We start from the raw sequence: 19923 nt of genomic DNA on the forward strand, positions 1-19923 counted from the left end.
TAGGAGAGTGTTATGGAACAACTAGATATTCAAACGGTATTAACCCTAGGCTTTGCGATTGCGGTAGTGATCACCATACTGAAGTCTGCCAGAGTCGTGCCGCAACGAAGCAATGTGGTGATTGAGCGCTTAGGGAAATATTCACGCACCTTAGACTCGGGCTTTCATATTTTGATCCCCTTTATCGATAAAGTTGCCTACACCCACACGTTAAAAGAAGAAGTGATCGATGTGCCTCGTCAAACCTGCGTGACCAAAGATAACATTCAGGTCGGCATCGACGGTATTTTATATATACAGGTTATCGACCCGCATAAAGCCAGTTATGGTATTAACGATTATCGCTATGCTGCGTCACAATTAGCGCAAACCACCATGCGTTCTGTGATCGGCCAAACCGATTTAGACAAAACCTTTGAAGAGCGAGCCAAAATTAACGAAGAAGTGGTACGCGCCCTGGATGATGCCGCAGCGCCTTGGGGTGTTAAAGTGTTGCGTTATGAAATAGCCGATATTGAATTGCCAGTCAGTATCAAAGACGCGCTAGAGCAACAAATGCGCGCCGAGCGTGAACGCCGTGCTGCGATTGCCAAGTCTGAAGGTGAACGCCAAGCGATGATTAACGTGTCTGAAGGTCAAAAGCAGGAAGTGATCAACCTGTCGGAAGCCGATAAAACTCGACAAATCAACGAGGCCGAAGGTCGAGCAAAAGAAATTGAATTAATCGCTATTGCCACCGCTGAGGGTATTCGACAAATTGCTGAGGCCATCAATCAACCGGGTGGTCAAAACGCGGTAAATTTACGCGTGGCCGAGCAGTATGTGAAAGAGTTCGGCAACCTGGCTAAAACCAACAACAGCATGATCGTGCCGGTTGAACTGGCGAACATTGGTGGTGCAGTGGCGGGTTTAACTGAAATTTTAAAAACCGTCCAAAAATAACCATGGCGGGCAGTAAACTGCCCGCTCATCATTTATTCTTGATCAGAGCTGGGTAAGGCGTTTTTACTGAAATCTTGGGTTTTCTCAGCTAATAACGCGGCCAGTTGCTGTTCCATCGCTTCCACTTTTTCGCGAGTTCGCAACAGCACTTGGCGCTGCACATCAAATTCTTCGCGGCTAACAAAGTCTAACTCTGACAGCTTTGCCTGCAGCACTTGCTTTACTTTGCCTTCTAATTCATCGGCAAACTGTTTTAATTGTGGCGGGATAATACTGCCAATTTGCCGTGCAATATCTTCCACTTTTTTCGGATCTAACATCAGGTTCTCCGTTACGCTAGGCAGCCAGGGTTCAGGCTGCACTGTGATAGTATCTAACCATTCTACGGTCTTCTGACCAGAACGCGAATGAAATTTACCGCAAAAATTGGTTACAATGCAGCTCCTCAGATCAGGCAAACACTATGAAGTTAAATCCACAGCAAGACGCAGCAGTAAAATTTATCTCCGGGCCCTGCCTAGTATTAGCCGGTGCGGGTAGCGGTAAAACACGCGTTATTATTAATAAAATAGCCTATCTGATCCAGCAGTGCGAATTACCCGCTCGTCATATTGCCGCCGTGACCTTCACCAATAAAGCGGCACGAGAAATGCGCGAGCGAATTAACACCCAATTGCCAAAAAGCGCGACCCGTGGCCTTACTATTTCCACCTTTCACACCCTTGGCTTAGATATTATTAAAAAAGAATATCGCCAGCTGGGTTACAAAGCTAATTTTAGCCTGTTTGATGATCAAGACAGCTTTGCGCTACTCAAAGAGCTAACCGCCAACGAATACAATGGCGATAAAGAGCAGATTAAAGCGCTGCAAAGCAAAATTTCTAACTGGAAAAACGACTTAACCTTACCTGCGTTGGCTGTGCAACAAGCGCAAGATGCCGCTAGCATCAGTTTAGCCAATTATTATCAGCAATACAGCACCATGCTTAAGGCCTGTAATGCCTGTGATTTCGATGATTTAATTATGCTGCCAACCTTGCTGTTTCAACACGATGTAGCAACACGTGAGCGCTGGCAACAGAAAATTCGCTATCTGTTAGTGGATGAATATCAAGATACCAACACCAGCCAATATGAGTTAGTCCGCTGGTTAGTAGGCGAACGTCGCCGCTTTACCGTGGTCGGTGATGATGACCAGTCTATTTATTCTTGGCGCGGTGCGCGGCCGCAAAACTTGGTGTTATTGAAAAAAGACTTTCCTGAATTAAACGTGATCAAACTTGAGCAAAACTACCGCTCAGCAGAACGCATTTTAAAAGCGGCCAATATCTTAATTGCCAATAACCCGCACGAGTTTGAGAAAAAACTGTTTAGCGTGAATGGCTATGGTGTGCCGCTGAAAGTCTTACCTTGTAAGCATGAAGAAGACGAAGCCGAAAAAGTGATTGCCGAAATTATCTCGCATCGCTTTACCAACCGGAGTCGTTATCGCGATTATGCATTGTTATATCGTGGCAATCATCAAGCACGGGTATTTGAAAAAGCGCTAATGACCAACCGCATTCCCTATCGCATTTCTGGCGGCACGTCTTTTTTCTCACGCAGTGAAATTAAAGATGTGATGGCCTACCTGCGCTTGCTGGTGAATCAAGATGATGACAATGCCTTGCTGCGGATCATCAATGTGCCGCGTCGCGAAATAGGCCATGCCACCTTGGAGAAAATTGGTAACCTGGCCAATCAAGAACACATCAGTTTATTTGCAGCGTGCTGCCATCCGGGGCTAAGCCATACTTTACCGGCACGCAGTTTTCAGGCCGTAAAACAATTTGCCGATTGGATTAATCAATTAGCCGATAATGCCGTGCGAGCAGAGCCTGCCGAAGCCATTCGTGATTTGATCCGGCAAAGTCACTATGAAGCTTGGTTGTTTGAAAGCAGTAACAGCCCTAAAGCAGCTGAAATGGCCCTGAAAAACGTCAATGAACTGTACCGCTGGATTGTCGAAATGCTCAACGGCAAAGATGATGAACCGCCGATGCCCTTGAGCGAAGTCGTTAGCAAATTATGTTTACGCGATATGCTAGAACGGCAAGAACAAGAAGATAACGCCGATCAGGTGCAATTGCTGACGTTGCACGCTTCGAAAGGCTTAGAGTTCCCTTATGTGTTTATGGTGGGCATGGAAGAAGGCATTTTGCCGCATCAAAGCTGTATTGATGAAGATAATGTCGAAGAAGAACGCCGTTTAGCCTATGTGGGTATCACTCGGGCACAGCGTGAGCTCATTTTCACTTATGCGCGAGAGCGTCGGCAATATGGAGAAGTGATTCGGCCTGAGCCCAGCCGCTTTTTAACCGAGTTACCACAAGACGATTTGGAATGGCAACAGCCTAATCAACCCAAAACTGCAGAGCAGCGCCAGCAAACTGCGGCATCGAATATTGCACGTTTGCGGCAAATGCTGAATAAAGATTAGCCCTATAAACACACGGCTCAATTAGCGCTAATTGGCACCTAGCGCTTTTAACATTTGATCGCGCATACCCGATTCAAACGTCACATAGCGACCACGCCCTAATGCTTTGGCGTGATACATGGCGGCATCCGCGTCGCGTAACATCGCATCGGCATGGTGATAGTCTGAACTGAATGGCGCAATACCAATACTGATGCCCGAATTGACACTGTTATTCTCTAACACAAAGGGCTGACGGAATTTGTCGATAATGCGCTGAGCAATTTCTTCGGCATCTTGCTCAGATTGCAAGTTTAATAACATAATCACGAACTCATCACCGCCGAAGCGTGCGGCTACATCATGCTCGCGGATCGCACTGAGTAAACGTTTGCTACTTTCAATTAAAAACGCGTCGCCAATATGATGGCCTAAGGTATCGTTGATCAATTTGAAACGGTCGAGATCTAAAAACAGCAATGCCATCCCGGTTTGCGGTTGGCGTTTATTTAATAAAAATTGTTGTTTTAGTTGCTGCAGAAACATCTGCCGATTGGCAAGCCCGGTTAATACATCATGATTCGCATCATAGAACAATTTTTGCTCGGCTTTTTTCCGCTCTTCAACTTGCAGGCGTAAAAATAAGTTGGTTTGACGCAACTCGCGGGTACTTTCAAAGACTTTACGTTCCAGTTCTTCTTGATGTTGTTTTTGTTTCTCCGCAGCAAGCTTACGCTGGATCGCTACCGCGATATGCTGTGAAACGAAACGTAAAATAGTAAGCTCTTGCTCGCTATAATGATAACCATCAACATAAGACTGAACCGCAACCACCCCAATGACTTTTTGGTCCATCTTCAGCGGTGCACCGAGCCAACTTCTCGAATGACGAGCCGCTTTCTCTAGCTCAGTGGTACCACTCATACCTCGGCGGATTTCACCTTGCTCAACCAGTATTGCCGCTTGCTCAGGGTTTATGAGTCGCGCTTCAGCACAGCGGATAACATATTCGGTGAAACCTCGGCTTAGTGGCCGGTCAAAGGCCGCAGGGCTAAATTGATCAACATAATACGGAAAGGTTAATTTCGTCGCATCGGCGTTGAGTAAGGCAATGTAACAGTTTTCTGCAGCCATAAAATTACAAAGCACTTTATGGATGGCTTTATAGAACGTTTGCATATCTTGGCTACTGGCCGTTAGCTCAGATATTTTATATAACGCCGCCTGCAACTTTTCACCGTGGATACGTTCTCTAATTTCTTTTTGTAAAAAGTCGTTGGTTTGTTGTAATTGCAAGGTACGTTCTTTCACGGTACTTTCTAGCAATTCGCGACTCTTTACTCGATCTAAAGCGATAACAGTGTGTGAGCCAATACTGCTAAACAGCTTTAAATCTTGCTCATTATAACGATACTGACTGTCATAAGACTGGATCGCCATCACGCCGATAATTTTATCACCACGGCATAAGGGGATGCCCATCCAGTGCGCTGAAGGTGAACCTTGTGATTCAATTTCGCCGCTTCTCACTAATTCGTCAAATTCTTCTTCATCACATAACAGTGGCCGCTGGTAGCGAGCCACATAACCGGTTAAGCCACGAGAGAAAGCATTGTCTGGAATAGAAGTAATGAGTTGTTGATCTTTTTCATCAGAGAAGTACTGCAGTTGGTAACGCTCAGTGTCGGCATCATAAAGCACTACATAAAAGTTTTCGGCGTGTAACTGCTCAGAGACCATTTTGTGGATCGCCGGATAAAAATCGGCCATATCACTAATATGGCTGGCCAATTCTGACAGCTGCAACAAGGCCCCCTGAATGGTATAGGCTTCTTTTTGCCGAGCAATCAACAGCAACAGCCGTCTGATTTTATTGCCCGCTTGTTTTAATTGGTATGGGAGCGTTCGTTGTTTAGTCAATCTTCCGATCCTGAAGCGAATACAAACTGGTCAGATGTATAATAACAATGGGCTATTATGCACAAAGTTTAAACACATGGAAGAGCTACAGAGCAAATTCGTTTAATTAAATACAAAGGATACTGTTAAAGAAGTTTAGTCCAACCGGCACAAAAAAACCGCGACTGGCGCGGTTTTTTTTTAAAACGAAAACGCAGGTACTGTTTATACACCATCCGTCATAAAACGAATGGCGGCAGCAATTTCATCATCAGAACAAGTGGTACAGGTGCCTTTAGCGGGCATGTTACGAATGCCTTCAATAGAGTGCTTTAATAACACATCAAAACCTTGCTCTAAACGCGGCTTCCAATCAGCAGATTGATGTTTTGGTGCATCAAGTGCACCCGTGCCATGACAGGCAAAACAGGCAGATTGATAAACTTGCTCGCCACTGCGTGGACCTGTTGCCGCGGCAGCCGCAGCTGGGGTAGCACCAGCAACATAAACCTGACCTACTGGCGCAATGCGTTTTGCAATAGCGTCGGCATCAGAGGTTGCGCTCGCGTGGACGCCGATGGTAATCAGCAGCAAACTTACTGCAACTGTCAATTTATTCATAGTGTTGATCCCATACTGAAAGCCATAAGTAATTGCTGGCATTATAGCCTGCATCTAAACCGAAACGGAAGAGCTTAGGCAGATTGTTAGTGCAGCGCATTGCATTGCCATGTGTAAACTTTTAGCCGCGACACCGCCGCAAAGGCTTATGCTTATTGCTTTATGCCAAAAGGCGCAGCAAAACGGTTTTTTTAAAGCGAAATTTTTTAAAAAAGAGGCTAGGCAAACCCGGTTATTGTGATAGTCTGTTCGACCTGCTTGATGAGGATATTTGGCACCCAGGAAGAATTCGGGCCAGGCAGTAAAGCGTTTTCCACATTACGCAATGCAAAAAAATAAGAATAACGGCACTTGCAGTTTCCCCGTTTAGTTAAATAAAAACAAACACTTAAAATACTACCATTAACATTCTGCCTCAAGCAGGATGACATTCTCCTATGGGTTTTGCACAAAGTTATCCACAGCTTACTCTCTTTTTAGCGCAGCAAAGTCAATCAGTTCAGCTGGTGGTAGGGGGATGGCTGTGGCATGCTATTACGCATCAGCTTTGCAGGAATTATTATCATGGTATACATCCCCAAAAACCCGTTAATTTTGGTTGACGGATCCTCCTATTTATTTCGGGCTTATCATTCACCACCGCACTTAACCAATTCAAAAGGCGAAGCCACTGGCGCTATTTATGGTGTGGTGAACATGCTTAAAAGCTTGTTAAAACAATATCAGCCCAGCGAAATGGCCGTGGTGTTTGATGCGAAAGGCCCAACGTTTCGTAATGAAATGTATCAAGAGTACAAAGCACATCGCCCGCCGATGCCTGATGACCTACGCAGCCAAATTGCCCCGTTACATCTGATCATCGAAGCCATGGGTCTGCCTTTACTTTGTATTAGCGGCGTAGAAGCTGATGATGTTATCGGTACTATTGCCCGTCAAGCTAGCGCTGCGGGGCGTCATACGTTGATTTCAACCGGTGACAAAGATATGGCGCAGCTGGTAGACGAACATGTCACCCTAATTAACACGATGAACAATACGTTGCTCGACCCTATCTCGGTTAAAGAGAAATTTGGCGTCGGTCCGGAGTTGATTATCGATTATCTCGCGCTGATGGGCGACAAAGTTGATAACATTCCTGGCCTGCCTGGCGTAGGTGAAAAAACAGCCGCAGCCTTATTGCAAGGGCTGGGCTCAATTGAACACATTTATCAACAGCTTGATCAAGTTGCCACACTGACCTTTCGTGGTGCCAAAAATATGGCTGCCAAGTTGGCTGAACATAAAGCACAACTGGCGTTGTCTTACCAACTGGCCACGATTAAATGTGATGTCGAATTACCCTATCAACTCACCGATTTACAGATCCGTCCCACAGACAAGCAACAGCTAAGCGAGCTGTACCGACAATGCGAATTTAAACGCTGGTTAGCCGAGATCCTCAGTGACAGTGACACGAACACCGCGGGCACGTCGCAGCAACTCGAAAATGCCACAACTACTCACACAGCGACAGAACACACAACCGATGAACCCGTCAGGCAAGTGATTGATCGCAGTCAGTATCAAACGGTGCTGACCGAACAACAATTTACTGCATTGCTTCAAGAAATAAACCAAGCAGAATTAACCGCTTTTGATACGGAAACCACCAGCTTAGATTATATGCAGGCGGAATTGGTTGGTTTATCTTTTGCCACGGCAGCAGGAAAAGCATGGTATCTGCCTTTAGCGCATGATTATTTAGGCGCGCCAGCGCAACTCGATCGCCAGTGGGTTTTAGCACAACTGCAGCCTTGGCTGGAAGATGACAACAAAGCCAAGGTTGGCCAAAACTTAAAATACGATCAAAGCGTGTTAGCGCGTTATCAATTAACCTTACGGGGTATCCGCTTTGATACCATGTTGGAATCTTATGTGCTTAACTCGGTAGCGGGCCGTCACGATATGGATTCGCTTGCGCTGAAGTATTTAGGTCATAACACTATTAGCTTTACTGATTTAGCCGGTAAAGGGGCTAAGCAGCTGACGTTTAATCAAATTGAACTTGCCCAAGCCGCAGAATATGCCGCTGAAGATGCCGATGTGACACTGCAACTGCATCAAACGCTATGGCCACAATTGCAACAAAGTCGTGAACTGGTCAAAGTGTTTACTGAGATCGAGCTGCCTTTAGTGAACATTTTGTCGACAATAGAGCGCCACGGCGTGCTGATTGATAGCAACTTGTTGGCCAAGCAAAGTGAACAGTTAACTGCCCGTATTAAAGAGCTAGAACACTTGGCTTACGATGCAGCAGGCAAAGAATTTAATCTGGCCTCGCCAAAACAACTGCAAGAGATCCTGTTCGAGCAGATGAAGTTACCGGTATTGAAAAAGACACCGAGTGGCACCCCGTCGACTGCCGAAGAAGTGCTCGCTGAGCTTGCTTTAGAATATGACTTTCCAAAACTGATCACTGAGCATCGTGGTTTAAGTAAGTTACGCTCTACTTATACCGATAAACTGCCGAAGATGGTGAATCCCGCTACGGGGCGCGTGCACACCTCCTATCATCAGGCGGTAGCCGCCACCGGTCGCTTGAGCTCTACAGAACCGAATTTACAAAATATTCCGATCCGTACCGAAGAAGGCCGACGCATCCGCCAAGCCTTTATTGCCCCTGCTGGTAAATGCATCCTGGCCATCGATTACTCGCAAATCGAATTACGTATTATGGCGCACCTATCGCAAGATAAGGCCTTACTGGATGCCTTTGCTAATGGTCTTGATGTGCATAAAGCTACCGCTGCTGAAGTGTTTGCCATTAGCTTAGATGAAGTGACTAGCGAGCAGCGCCGCCGCGCCAAGGCCGTCAACTTTGGGCTCATTTATGGCATGTCTGCTTTTGGTTTAGCCAAACAACTGGGTATTGCTCGCCATGAAGCACAGCATTATGTTGACCGCTATTTTGAGCGTTTCCCTGGTGTACTGGATTATATGGAGCGCACACGAAAGCAAGCGCATGATCAAGGCTATGTTGAAACACTGTTTGGTCGCCGCTTATATTTGCCTGACATTAATGCCCGCAATATGGGTCGCCAAAAAGGCGCCGAACGTGCGGCCATTAATGCCCCTATGCAAGGCACCGCAGCCGACATTATCAAATTAGCCATGATCAAGGTGGCGGCGTGGTTGGAACAACACGATAACAACGCTGTGCAAATGATTATGCAGGTGCACGATGAATTGGTGTTTGAAGTGGCAGAGCAGGAGGTTGAGCGCGTTGCTGCCGAGTTAAAAACCTTGCTAGCCAGTGCCGCATCATTAGATGTGCCACTTTTAGCAGAAGCCGGTTATGGTAAAAACTGGGATGAAGCACATTAAATTTCGTTGTTAATAAAGGTAATTTAATTACATAAACCCGAAAGCAAGCGCTTACATTTATAGTTTTGTAGTTTAATTACAGTTTTTGCTTGCAATAGTGCAAAAATTAGCTAAAATTTGCGCTGTAGGGTACAGAGGTAAGATATTCTATCTTTCGCTTCAGTATGTTTTTACTATTGAAGATCAGAAAGTAGGCTTTATTAGCCGCCCCGCTGCTTGCAGCGGGGCGTTTTTTTTGCTGCAAAAGTCAGAATGATGATTACGAAAGGCTTATTCACTTGGCGTGTAGCGGTAAGATAACGCGTATCTTTGCTATCAGGCGAGTCAGGCGTTAAAATTTTAGAGTGAATACTTCAAACTGCATCAGTTGGGTGTTATGATCAACACGTCTTAACAGTAAGACATCCTGTTGATTGAATTTATATAGCTTCTCCCCTGCTTGCTATAACCGACCCCCTTGGGTCGGTTTTTTTATGCCGCGTTATCGTCGTTAAACCACTGATCTAGCGTTTGTTCTAATTCGGGTAAACCAAACTTATTTAACGAGCTAAAAGCCTGTACCTTAACATCACCCATAAAGGCCATGGCCGCATCACGTACTTCCAGCACAATTTTATTCCGAGCACCAGGCCCCAGTTTATCGGCCTTAGTCAGTAAAATCAGCACCGGCAATTGGCTTTGCACCGCCCAATGAATGAGTTGCTGATCCAAATCTTTTAACGGATGACGAATATCCATTAATACCACTAAGCCTTTAAGACTTTGCCGTTTTTCTAGATACTCAGACAGTGACTTCTGCCATTTTTCTTTTACAGCTAAAGGCACTTTGGCAAAACCATAACCGGGTAAGTCGATTAATCTTTTATGCTCGGCCAACGTAAAGGTATTAATCAGCTGAGTACGACCTGGCGTTTTACTGGTTCTGGCCAAAGCATTTTGGCGTGTTAAAGTATTTAATGCGCTGGATTTACCGGCATTCGAACGTCCGGCAAAGGCAACTTCGATGCCGTTGTCTGCGGGTAATGCCTTAATATCCGGGGCGCTGGTAAGAAAACGTGTTTGTTGATAATTTAATTTAATAGACGACACAGCCTGCTCCGGCGGTTAATTTGTGGCTATTGTAGCGGATCAAGGGAGCAGTAAGAAGCATTTGCCGTGCTTTTGACCATAGTATGGGATTTTACTTTGGGCAGTTTCGTGTAAAATAGCTAAAAATTCACCTTAATGTTATTCATTGCTGCCAGCAAGCTGGCTTTTGAATGCGGACTGAGACGGATCAAACATGAAAAAAATCATACTTCCTCTGGCGCTGTTATTCGGTTTAGTCGGTACAGCTCATGCTTTTGACGGTAACGCCGAAGCAGGCAAAGCAAAATCTGCCACTTGTGCGGCTTGCCATGGTCCTGACGGTAACAGCGTTGTGACCATTTATCCTAAATTAGCAGGTCAACACGCTGAATATTTATATAAACAGTTAACCGATTATAAGTTAGGTATGACCACTGGCGGGAAAGAAGGTCGTGCTAATGCCATCATGTACGGAATGGTTGCTGCATTATCTGATCAAGATATGCAAGATTTAGCCGCTTACTTCTCTTCTCAGCGCATTACATCTGGCACCACCCCAGAAGAAGTGATCGAAGTAGGTCAAAAGCTGTATCGTGGCGGTGATGCCGATCGCGGTATTCCAGCTTGTATCGCCTGTCATGGTCCACGTGGCGCAGGTACTAGCTTAGCGGGTTTCCCAAGAATCGGCTTCCAGAACGCAGACTATGTTAAAGCCACTTTAGAAGAATTTCGTGCTGGCACTCGTGCTAACGACATGAACGGCATGATGCGTGATGTGGCCAAAAAGCTGACTGACGATGATATTAAAATTCTGTCGCAATACTTAGGCGGCTTACACTAATACTTAGTAATTAGAAAAAACCGGCGAAAAAGCCGGTTTTTTTTATGCCGTTTTGTGAGAAATATCTTACAAAGCATGTAAGACATCACCTATAGTTGAATTTTAATTGAACTATTCCAACTTTCTACACTTAACTTAAACCACTGAAAAATAATACGATATAGACTAAAGTCTAATTTTTTTCAGGTTTTTTATACTCAAGCGCTTGTTATCTGATTAGATCGGAGTAAATTAACTCTATCGCCGTTAGCGGTAAAACAACAGGGAATTTAGGTTAAGGAAGCCGCATGCACATTATGTGCGCTGTGTTTAAAGATGCTCAGATGGTGTTACGCGTGAACCACGCGCAAGGAAGATTACGAAAGCATTAGGAAGATCATAAATAAGAAAACTTTTGCACGGACAGCAAACAATAATATAGGGATAATTCGCAACACGGTGTTGACTGCGCATCAGGATGAATTGCATCATTCCAAAGGTGTGTCCACCTCTAGGCACGAATAAACAGGGCGATAAGTTAATCTTATCGCCCTTTGTTTTGGATGTAATATGCAACAATCAATCTGCCCATTATGCGGCCATGCTGATACTCATCGCTATAACGCCCAACTGCACCCCCCATACTGGCAATGTCAGCGTTGTGCCTTGGTGTTTTTAGATCGGCAGCACCTACTCACTGCCGAACAAGAAAAACAACACTATTTGCTACACAACAATGATCTGAACGATGCGGGTTATCGGCTATTTCTGAATAAATTGGCAGCGCCCTTACTGCAAACCTTGGGCAATACCACGAAAAGTGGCTTAGACTTTGGATGCGGTCCCGGCCCGTTGCTAGCCAATATGTTACAGGAAGCCGGTCATCAGATGCAGGTTTGGGATCCCTTCTTTGCCAATGACCCCGCCCCGTTAGAGCAGCAATACGATTTTATCAGCTGCACCGAAGCGATTGAGCACTTTGTCGATCCGCTTAACGAGTGGCAATTATGGCTACAACTGTTAAAGCCGGCAGGGGTGCTCGCGATTATGACCAAATGTTATCCAACCGCAGAGGCGTTCAGCAATTGGTATTATCGACGAGATCCGACACATATTAGTTTCTTTAGTCAGGCAACATTTCGTTGGTTAGCAGCACAATATCAGCTTAAGGTGGCATTTCCAGCGAATGATGTGGTGATCTTCAGCAAAGCTGGGTAAAATGATCGGTCTTTTTACAGGTAGCAAAATACTATGACGCGTCAAAAAAAATCCCGCAATGCTGGCAACAATGGCCAACGCCATTTACCTGCCAGTGAGATCCGCAAAACCCGAGAAACCAAAGAAGAGACCAAGAAGAAAGGCTCTGGCCTGAAATCGGGTACTCGTAACAGTATGCAACAAAGTAAAGATGCACAAGCTGAAGCGAACAAAGCCAAAAAAGATCCGCGAATTGGTAGCAAAAAACCTATCGCGTTAATCGCTGAGCCTACTTTGGTTGAGCAGATGCCCAACGTGGTCAGTGCCATACCCAAAGCACAGTTAAAAGCGGTTAAAGCTGAAACACTGACACCAGAGCAAGAGTTGGCCAGTATCGAAGCCGATGAGCGTCTACAAGCCCTATTAGAGCGCGTTGAGCAAGACGAAGTATTAACCGGCAAAGATGCAAAATACTTTAATAGCAAAACGGCACGCTTAAGTGAGCTGTTACAGTTATTAGGCTTAGATGACGCCGATGACGAAGCAACGCGCAACGATAGCGCAGACGAAGAAGAAGATCCATTAGCGCGTTTTGAGCGTACCGACTGGCGTAAAACTTTGCTAGGCGATGAGGATTAAGCGTGACGTTATTATGGGCAAGTATGTTGGTGTTAGGCGTGGTCATTATTGCCGTACTGGCTTTTTATGCCGGTAAGTTATTGTGGCAGGTCAAGTTACAAACCCAGCGCCAACAACTCGAGCAACAGCAACTCGAGCTGAAGCAGCAAGAGAAAAAACGCTACCTGCATGAAAGTATCGTGTTGATTAGCCGAGCAATGCTGGAGCAACAATGCGAGTTTTCCGAGGGCGCATTACGCCTTTGGGTGCTACTCGATCATTGGCCCGAAGAAGATAAGCCGGATCCCGTTGTGCACTATCCGGCTTTGCATAAGATGTATTTGGTGGTTCGTGATATGCCGACACATCAAGCCCGAAAAGAGCAAGATAAAAAGCTTACGAAACAACAAGATAAAATTCGCCAACAAGCAGAAATCGACCTTAAAAGCGAGATTGAAGCTGACGTTAGCAAATTATTAGCAAGATTTCAGCAGGCCTAAGCCTGCTGCAATTTACTGATTACTGCTTATATACTTGCCCTGCTTTCATCACAAAACTGACGTTTTGCATCAGCTTGATATCCTGCAGCGGATCGCCTGCAACAGCAATGATATCGGCAATCTTACCAGCTTTAATCGAGCCAAGCTCTTGCTCAACGCCAAGTAATTTCGCGCCTTCAATCGTTGCACTATGTATCGCCGTTAACGCCGGCATACCGGCTTCGGTCATATAAACAAACTCCAGCCAATTATCGCCATGCGCGCCGACACCCGCATCAGTACCAAAGGCAATATTCACCCCAGCTTTATAGGCCCGAGCAAAAGTTTGCTGAATGAGTGGCCCGATGGTGGCGGCTTTAGGCCGAACAATTTCAGGGAAGAAACCGTCGATTTGCGCTTTATTTTGCACCCATTTACCGGCACTGATCGTCGGCACATAATAGGTACCGTGTTTTTTCATCAGGGCAATGGTGTCTTTATCCATGTAAGTACCATGCTCAATCGAATCCACCCCAGCAATAATCGCTCGCTCCATCCCTTCTTTACCATGAGCATGCACAGCGACTTTCATGCCGTAATCTTTCGCGGTTTGCACCACAGCAGCTAACTCTTCAACGGTAAATTGAGGGTTCATGCCACTTTTTGCCACACTTAATACCCCGCCGGTTGCGGTGATTTTAATCAGATCTGAGCCTTCTTTATAACGCTGACGAACCGCTTGCTGGGCTTGAACCGGGCCATTTAGCACCCCATCAGTAGGGCCTGGGTTGCCCAATAACGCATTGGCTAAACCGTTGGTAGGATCAGCGTGTCCACCGGTGGTGGCTAATGATTTACCTGCAGCAAAAATACGCGGCCCTTTAACGTAACCTTGAGCAATTGCTTTGCGTAGCGCGATACTCACCTGATGGCTATCGCCCAACTCACGTACTGTTGTAAACCCGGCCATTAAGGTTTTTTCAGCAAACGCCGCGCCGCGAAGGGCAAAATCGGCTTCATTTAAACGGCTCCAGTCACTGTACGAGGTGGCGCTCATCTGCGTGGAAAAATGCGTATGCATATCCATCAAACCCGGCATAACCGTGTGATTGCGTAAATCCACCACAGCCGCCTCCGCACCAGGCTGTTGGTAACCGGCAACGATGGCACTAATTTTATCGTCAACGACAATGATGGTTTGTGTTGTTAAAGGCTGTTTATCTTCGGCAGTAATCAATTTACCGGCGTGAATATAGGTTGTTGCAGCCTGTAAGGCCGATGGCATAGCACAAAGTGTCGCCAGTGCCAGTAGAGAGAGTCTTATCATGGTTATTATCCTCTTAACATTATTAGCTTGTTGCCCTGTCATTGAAACTATGGGCTGCTGGGCCAAACCAAGCAATGCGCTTGCGGTATCTAGCCAGAATATGCGATTAACCGCTCGACTCGTCGCTATTCGCCAGTTCAGCTAACACAAAATCAACACCGCCACTGTTAATCAGCCAACGGGTGTGCTTACCCTCAGTGACCATCTTGGCTTCTTGCAATAATTGATAATATAAGTTGCGATGTAATCTGGCGGATAACCCCCGCCACAACTGCAAGTAAGGTAATTGCTGCCCGGCATAATGTTGGATCTGTAAAGGATAAGCCGCACTGAGTGGCACAGCATCTTCAATATTAGTGGTTAGCCATAACTCCGGGCCTGAGACAGCTTGCTGCCAATGACTTTGCGTTACTAAAAAAGGCACGTCTGCCACTTGAATGCGGACTTTTTCAGCCGGTGTTTGTAAAAAATAGTCGTTATCCTGCTTGAGTAAAACCGACGCGAATAAACGTACTAAGGCCGGTCTTTGAATAGGGCTATCTTGATATAACCACTGGCCATCGGCAGTAATTAACAACGGCAAATCACCACAAAATGGCGGATCCCAGCTTTCAACTGGCGCTAAGTTAGGTTGGCTGAGTTGCTGTTGTAACTGAGATAAATCCATACCAAAAGGATCCATTGGCGTGCTAATTAAACTGCAGTATAGCTGGGCAACACTGAGAAAGTAAGGCAATGACAAAGGCAGGAAAAGAAGTGGGGTGACTGATGGGGCTCGAACCCACGACAACCGGAATCACAATCCGGGGCTCTACCAACTGAGCTACAATCACCGCCGAGGTGGCTATTTTAACCAAAAACCTCGCATGGCTCCAAGCTCTTTTTTGTAATTTGTCATCTAAGGGTATAAGGCTTTATGGTATGATCGTCAGCGTTTGCTGAGGTTTCCGGATTTACCGTCAGCAACACGCATAGTTTAGAAACCTCATCACACACCCTGCTAAAAAATTCAAAGGAGTGTTACATGGAACAAATCAACGAGTTATTCCAACAAAACCATGAGGTTTTACTCGGTTATTTATTACAGCTTGTCGCTGCTATCGTCATCTTTTATGTAGGCCGCATCATTGCTCGCGGTATCAAACGATTAATTGAAAAAGGCTTGTTATCACGCAGTATTGATAAGGCCGTTGTTTCTTTCTTAAGCAGCATTGTGTATGCCATTTTAATTATTGCCACAACCTTGATGGCACTGTCGCAAGTTGGCGTGCAAACGACTTCGTTTATCGCTATTTTAGGTGCTGCCGGTTTAGCGATTGGTTTAGCATTACAAGGTTCTCTGGCTAACTTTGCCTCTGGTGTGTTGATTATTCTTTTCCGCCCATTCAAATCAGGTGACTTTATTGATGCCGGTGGTATTTCCGGTACTGTAGATAAAATTGAAATCTTCCAAACCACCATGAAAACGCCCGATAACAAACGCGTTATTGTGCCCAATGCTAAAATCACCGGTAGTCATATCACTAACTTTTCTGCTGAGGCCACGCGCCGTGTCGACTTAGTGATCGGTATCAGCTATGACGCTGATTTATTAAAAGCGAAAAACCTACTGCAAGACATCATCAAAAATGATGAGCGAGTTTTGGCTGAGCCTGCGCCCAATATCCGTGTCTCTGAATTAGCCGACTCTTCAGTCAACATTATTGTGCGCCCTTGGGTGAATAGTGCTGATTACTGGGGGGTGTATTGGGATACGCTTGAAAAAGTAAAATTGACCTTTGATGAACACGGTATTGGTATTCCCTTCCCGCAAATGGACGTTCATCTTAAACAAGAAACAAAGGAGTAAGCATGAAATTATTCACTGTAGCCGCAACGTTAAGTGTCTTATTTGCGGGTGCCGCGCAAGCTCAAGCGCCAGAGAAAGAGCAAAAGATGTGGAAAACCTCAGCAGAGCTTGGCGCCATTACCACTACAGGTAATACAGCAGGTACGTCTATTACCGGTAAAATTGATGCCAGACAAGAGCTAGAAGAATGGAGCAATCAGTATATTTTCAGTGCTTTCTTTAAAGAAGATGAAAAAATCGATGCTGATGGTAACAGAGAGAAAGAGCGGTCAGCGCAGCGCTATCTGGTATCCGCGAAAGGGGCTTACAAAATCGGTGATGAACACGATAATTTGTTTGTGTTAGGTTCGTATACCGATGATAAATTTGGTGCTTACACTAAATATACCACCATCGCCGCCGGTTACGGTACCCGTTTAATGGATCTGGAAAACCAGACGCTGGATGTGGAAATCGGTCCGGGTTATTACAACGCTCGTCGCTCTACTGACGAAACAGAAAATGGCTTGCTGGCCCGTGGTGCTGCCGAATTTAAATGGACCATCAGTGAATCTGCCGCTTTCTCGCAAACACTCAGCCTCGAAATCAGTAACGACAATACGCGGACTATTGCCGAAACCGCACTCAGTGCCAGAGTGAATGGTGCTATGCAGATGAAAGCCGCCTTTTTGGTACAAAATGACTCTGATGTCACTGCCGATAAAAAGAGTACCGACACGCAAACCTCATTAACCTTGGTTTACGCGTTCTAAGTACACCTATTACACAGCGGCCTCGTGCCGCTGTGTGCTTTATTTACCTTAATTCGCAACAAAAAGCGTCTATTTGCCTCTCTCCCCGTTTCGAATACCAGCAAGTTAAACTATGCTTAGTACTTATCTTCGTCATAACACAGACGCTGTTTATCGCTGAAAATATGGAATTAACATGAATCCAACGGCATCCAAACTGAGCAAAATGCCTTACTACCCTATCTTGGGTGCCGCGATCTATCTGCTATTGGGCTTGCTTTGGATCGAGTTTAGCGATGTGTTTTTAGCGTCCATCGTTAGCGATCCGGTTTTACTCACCCGTTATCAAACTTATAAAGGGTTTGTCTATGTGCTGCTTACCGCCATCCTCGCCTGGGTATTGTTAAAGCAGCGACTGCAGTTTGAAATGGCGCTGACCGAATCACAACGCCTGAGTCATATGGCGTTTGACTATGCTGCAACCGGTATTGCCTATGTCGACGTTAATGGGCAATTCATTAAGGTTAATAAAGAGCTGTGCCGTATGCTGGAATACAGCGCTGACGAATTAAGAAGCATGACGTTTCAACACATCACGCACCCTGATGACTTATTACTTGACCAAGGTTTGCGAGAAAAGATTTTAGCCAATGACATCAAGCAATTTTCCATTGAAAAACGCTACATCACTAAAAATAACCACACTTTATGGGTACGTTTATCTGTCGCTTTATTACCGCCACAACAGCATCTATCGGCTTATTTTATCTCGGTCGTGCAGGATATTTCTGCGATAAAACACGCACAACATCAACTGCAAGAAAGCGAACAACGCTTTCGCACCTTACTCGACAGCATGCCCAATATCTCGGTACAGGGATATGACGAACATGGCGTAACGCTTTACTGGAATAAAGGCAGCGAGTTAGTGTATGGCTATAGCAAGCAAGAAGCGCTTGGCCGTAACTTACTGGATTTAATTATTCCCCAGCCAATGCATAACGATGTAAAAGCCGCTATTCAAGCAATGACACATTCTGGCCACCCCCTGCCAGCAGAGGAGTTACAGCTACAACGCAAAGATGGCAGTCTGGTCAGCGTATACTCGTCACACGCGGTGATCTTCGACCCGGATAATAAACCGCGCATTTACTGCATTGATATCGATTTAACTGAACGCAAACAACAAGAAGCGCAATTAGCCTTTTTAGCAGCATACGATCCCCTTACGCACTTACCCAATCGCCAATTTTTTACGGGGCGTTTAGAACAAGCGATTAAGGTTGCCCGGCGCGAAAAGCTGCAATTAGCCGTATTGATAATCGACTTAGACAATTTTAAAACCATCAACGATTCGTATGGCCACAATGTCGGCAATTTACTGTTAAAAAACGTCAGTGAAAAGCTTAAAATTTTCTGTCGAGACACCGATAGCTTGGCGCGTCTGGGTGGCGACGAGTTTGCGATTCTGATCGAGCACTTACCCCACACAGAAGATGCCGCCCGCTTTGCTTTAGAACTACTGCAAGCCTTACAACAACCGGCAACTTTAACTGAACGAATTGACGTGACTATTACCGCGTCTATTGGCATTAGTTTGTACCCTGAGCATCACAACAACGCTGAATCATTATTGCAAGGTGCTGACGCGGCACTGTACAAAGCCAAAGCGGAAGGTCGCAGCACATACAGCTTTTTCAGTAGCCAACTGACTTCGACAGCACGGCAACGCTTGCAGCTGGAAACTAAGTTGCGCCTAGCGATTAGTCAGCAACAATTACAATGTTACTTTCAGCCGCAAATAGCTATTCAAAGCGGTCAAATCATCGGCGCAGAATTACTGATCCGCTGGCAAGATGCCGAGCAAGGCTTTATTTCACCAGAGCTTTTTATTCCCGTGGCGGAAAACTGCGGGTTAATTCATACCATTGGCCATTTTGTGTTAGAGCAAGCCTGCCTCTTAGGCAAACAATGGTTAGAGGAAGGCTTACCTCAAGTGAGGTTAGCGGTGAATGTCTCGGCGCATCAATTTAGTAAAGGTGACTTCGAGCAACAAGTGATCTCCACCCTGCTCGCTACCGGCTTCCCTGCCCATTTACTTGAGTTAGAAGTCACAGAAACCGCGTTAATGCACAACAAAGATGCCGCTATTCGCACGATGCAACAATTACGTGCTGCTGGTATTCGCCTTGCCATTGACGACTTTGGCACAGGCTATTCGTCCTTAGCCTATTTACAACGCTTGCCGCTGGATATTCTTAAAGTCGATCGCAGCTTTATTGATAACATCACCGACAATGACGATGACCGACAAATCAGTAAAGCGATCATTGAGTTAGCGCATACGCTACATTTTGATGTATTGGCTGAAGGCGTTGAAACAGCCGAGCAGTTGGCCTTGCTAAAAGAGATGGCCTGTGATTACTATCAAGGCTATTATTTTAGTCAAGCCGTACCCGCTGAGCAATTTCGCCAGCTGCTACTGAATCAGTCGCCGCACGCTTAAACACATGCTAGCAACTCGGCGACACGTTTAACTTGCAAAGGACGC

The 19923-nt window shown here is 45.7% G+C and carries 16 protein-coding genes and 1 tRNA gene; 10 read left to right on the plus strand and 7 right to left on the minus strand.

Annotated elements, in window-relative coordinates:
* Positions 1–12 precede the first annotated feature (12 nt).
* On the plus strand, positions 13–942 hold the full coding sequence (locus tag L1N97_RS05300) for an SPFH domain-containing protein (RefSeq protein WP_229584590.1): 930 nt from the start codon (positions 13–15) through the stop codon (positions 940–942).
* 32 nt (positions 943–974) lie between these two features.
* On the opposite strand, the gene ubiK is transcribed toward L1N97_RS05300, so the two are convergent.
* Complete coding sequence (ubiK, locus tag L1N97_RS05305) at positions 975–1262, minus strand: ubiquinone biosynthesis accessory factor UbiK (RefSeq protein WP_226750547.1); 288 nt, start codon at positions 1260–1262, stop codon at positions 975–977.
* A 143-nt stretch (positions 1263–1405) separates the two neighbouring features.
* Between ubiK and rep the strand changes: the two genes are divergently transcribed.
* Positions 1406–3421 (plus strand): DNA helicase Rep, encoded by a 2016-nt coding sequence (gene rep, locus L1N97_RS05310; RefSeq protein ID WP_236129051.1) that lies wholly within the window; start codon positions 1406–1408, stop codon positions 3419–3421.
* 27 nt (positions 3422–3448) lie between these two features.
* Here rep and L1N97_RS05315 read toward each other — a convergent pair whose 3' ends face one another.
* The gene (locus L1N97_RS05315; protein WP_236129052.1) at positions 3449–5320 is read right to left on the minus strand and encodes a sensor domain-containing diguanylate cyclase; all 1872 of its coding nucleotides are present in this window, start codon (positions 5318–5320) and stop codon (positions 3449–3451) included.
* 204 nt (positions 5321–5524) lie between these two features.
* On the minus strand, positions 5525–5920 hold the full coding sequence (locus L1N97_RS05320; protein WP_229586258.1) for a c-type cytochrome: 396 nt from the start codon (positions 5918–5920) through the stop codon (positions 5525–5527).
* 564 nt (positions 5921–6484) lie between these two features.
* On the opposite strand from L1N97_RS05320, the gene polA reads away from it, so the two are divergent.
* Positions 6485–9283: a DNA polymerase I gene (gene polA / locus L1N97_RS05325; protein ID WP_236129053.1), complete on the plus strand. Its 2799-nt coding sequence runs from the start codon at positions 6485–6487 to the stop codon at positions 9281–9283.
* 471 nt (positions 9284–9754) lie between these two features.
* Here the strand turns inward: polA and yihA are convergent, their stop codons facing one another.
* Positions 9755–10372 carry a ribosome biogenesis GTP-binding protein YihA/YsxC gene (gene yihA, locus L1N97_RS05330; protein WP_420778857.1) on the minus strand — a complete coding sequence of 206 codons (618 nt, stop codon included), beginning with the start codon at positions 10370–10372 and terminating at the stop codon, positions 9755–9757.
* 193 nt (positions 10373–10565) lie between these two features.
* Between yihA and L1N97_RS05335 the strand changes: the two genes are divergently transcribed.
* From L1N97_RS05335 to L1N97_RS05350, 4 genes are all read left to right on the plus strand, one after another.
* Entirely contained in the window at positions 10566–11192 is a 627-nt protein-coding gene (locus L1N97_RS05335) for a c-type cytochrome (RefSeq protein WP_236129054.1), read from the plus strand.
* 549 nt (positions 11193–11741) lie between these two features.
* Complete coding sequence (locus tag L1N97_RS05340) at positions 11742–12389, plus strand: class I SAM-dependent methyltransferase (RefSeq protein WP_229586252.1); 648 nt, start codon at positions 11742–11744, stop codon at positions 12387–12389.
* Positions 12390–12422: 33 nt separating this feature from the next.
* Positions 12423–13007: a Der GTPase-activating protein YihI gene (yihI, locus tag L1N97_RS05345; RefSeq protein WP_229586251.1), complete on the plus strand. Its 585-nt coding sequence runs from the start codon at positions 12423–12425 to the stop codon at positions 13005–13007.
* Between the two features lie 2 nt (positions 13008–13009).
* A complete protein-coding gene (locus L1N97_RS05350; protein ID WP_236129055.1) occupies positions 13010–13486 on the plus strand; it encodes a DUF2489 domain-containing protein in 477 nt (158 codons plus the stop codon).
* 19 nt (positions 13487–13505) lie between these two features.
* Here L1N97_RS05350 and L1N97_RS05355 read toward each other — a convergent pair whose 3' ends face one another.
* From L1N97_RS05355 to L1N97_RS05365, 3 genes are all read right to left on the minus strand, one after another.
* Positions 13506–14792 (minus strand): metal-dependent hydrolase family protein, encoded by a 1287-nt coding sequence (locus L1N97_RS05355; protein WP_236129056.1) that lies wholly within the window; start codon positions 14790–14792, stop codon positions 13506–13508.
* Positions 14793–14898: 106 nt separating this feature from the next.
* Positions 14899–15459, minus strand: coding sequence for a DUF1285 domain-containing protein (locus L1N97_RS05360; protein WP_236129057.1), 561 nt, complete (start codon positions 15457–15459; stop codon positions 14899–14901).
* Between the two features lie 90 nt (positions 15460–15549).
* Positions 15550–15625: transfer RNA gene (locus L1N97_RS05365), tRNA-His, on the minus strand.
* A 191-nt stretch (positions 15626–15816) separates the two neighbouring features.
* Between L1N97_RS05365 and L1N97_RS05370 the strand changes: the two genes are divergently transcribed.
* The 3 genes from L1N97_RS05370 to L1N97_RS05380 all read left to right on the plus strand — a co-directional run bounded on the left by L1N97_RS05370 (position 15817) and on the right by L1N97_RS05380 (position 19878).
* Positions 15817–16641 (plus strand): mechanosensitive ion channel domain-containing protein, encoded by an 825-nt coding sequence (locus L1N97_RS05370; protein ID WP_229586247.1) that lies wholly within the window; start codon positions 15817–15819, stop codon positions 16639–16641.
* A 2-nt stretch (positions 16642–16643) separates the two neighbouring features.
* Positions 16644–17393: a DUF481 domain-containing protein gene (locus L1N97_RS05375; protein WP_236129058.1), complete on the plus strand. Its 750-nt coding sequence runs from the start codon at positions 16644–16646 to the stop codon at positions 17391–17393.
* Positions 17394–17568: 175 nt separating this feature from the next.
* On the plus strand, positions 17569–19878 hold the full coding sequence (locus L1N97_RS05380; RefSeq protein ID WP_236129059.1) for a bifunctional diguanylate cyclase/phosphodiesterase: 2310 nt from the start codon (positions 17569–17571) through the stop codon (positions 19876–19878).
* The last annotated feature ends 45 nt before the right edge of the window (positions 19879–19923 follow it).

The sequence above is a fragment of the Rheinheimera sp. UJ63 genome, assembly GCF_021568285.1.
Taxonomy (GTDB): domain Bacteria; phylum Pseudomonadota; class Gammaproteobacteria; order Enterobacterales; family Alteromonadaceae; genus Alishewanella; species Alishewanella maricola.

What these genes read in the sequence shown, in the direction of transcription:
- L1N97_RS05355 (WP_236129056.1), bottom strand. Translation starts at nt 14,792, where the DNA reads ATGATAAGACTCTCTCTACTGGCACTGGCGACACTTTGTGCTATGCCA.
- L1N97_RS05320 (WP_229586258.1), bottom strand. Translation starts at nt 5,920, where the DNA reads ATGAATAAATTGACAGTTGCAGTAAGTTTGCTGCTGATTACCATCGGC.
- rep (WP_236129051.1), top strand. Translation starts at nt 1,406, where the DNA reads ATGAAGTTAAATCCACAGCAAGACGCAGCAGTAAAATTTATCTCCGGG.
- yihI (WP_229586251.1), top strand. Translation starts at nt 12,423, where the DNA reads ATGACGCGTCAAAAAAAATCCCGCAATGCTGGCAACAATGGCCAACGC.
- ubiK (WP_226750547.1), bottom strand. Translation starts at nt 1,262, where the DNA reads ATGTTAGATCCGAAAAAAGTGGAAGATATTGCACGGCAAATTGGCAGT.
- L1N97_RS05300 (WP_229584590.1), top strand. Translation starts at nt 13, where the DNA reads ATGGAACAACTAGATATTCAAACGGTATTAACCCTAGGCTTTGCGATT.
- L1N97_RS05380 (WP_236129059.1), top strand. Translation starts at nt 17,569, where the DNA reads ATGAATCCAACGGCATCCAAACTGAGCAAAATGCCTTACTACCCTATC.
- L1N97_RS05370 (WP_229586247.1), top strand. Translation starts at nt 15,817, where the DNA reads ATGGAACAAATCAACGAGTTATTCCAACAAAACCATGAGGTTTTACTC.
- L1N97_RS05360 (WP_236129057.1), bottom strand. Translation starts at nt 15,459, where the DNA reads ATGGATTTATCTCAGTTACAACAGCAACTCAGCCAACCTAACTTAGCG.
- L1N97_RS05340 (WP_229586252.1), top strand. Translation starts at nt 11,742, where the DNA reads ATGCAACAATCAATCTGCCCATTATGCGGCCATGCTGATACTCATCGC.
- polA (WP_236129053.1), top strand. Translation starts at nt 6,485, where the DNA reads ATGGTATACATCCCCAAAAACCCGTTAATTTTGGTTGACGGATCCTCC.
- L1N97_RS05375 (WP_236129058.1), top strand. Translation starts at nt 16,644, where the DNA reads ATGAAATTATTCACTGTAGCCGCAACGTTAAGTGTCTTATTTGCGGGT.
- L1N97_RS05335 (WP_236129054.1), top strand. Translation starts at nt 10,566, where the DNA reads ATGAAAAAAATCATACTTCCTCTGGCGCTGTTATTCGGTTTAGTCGGT.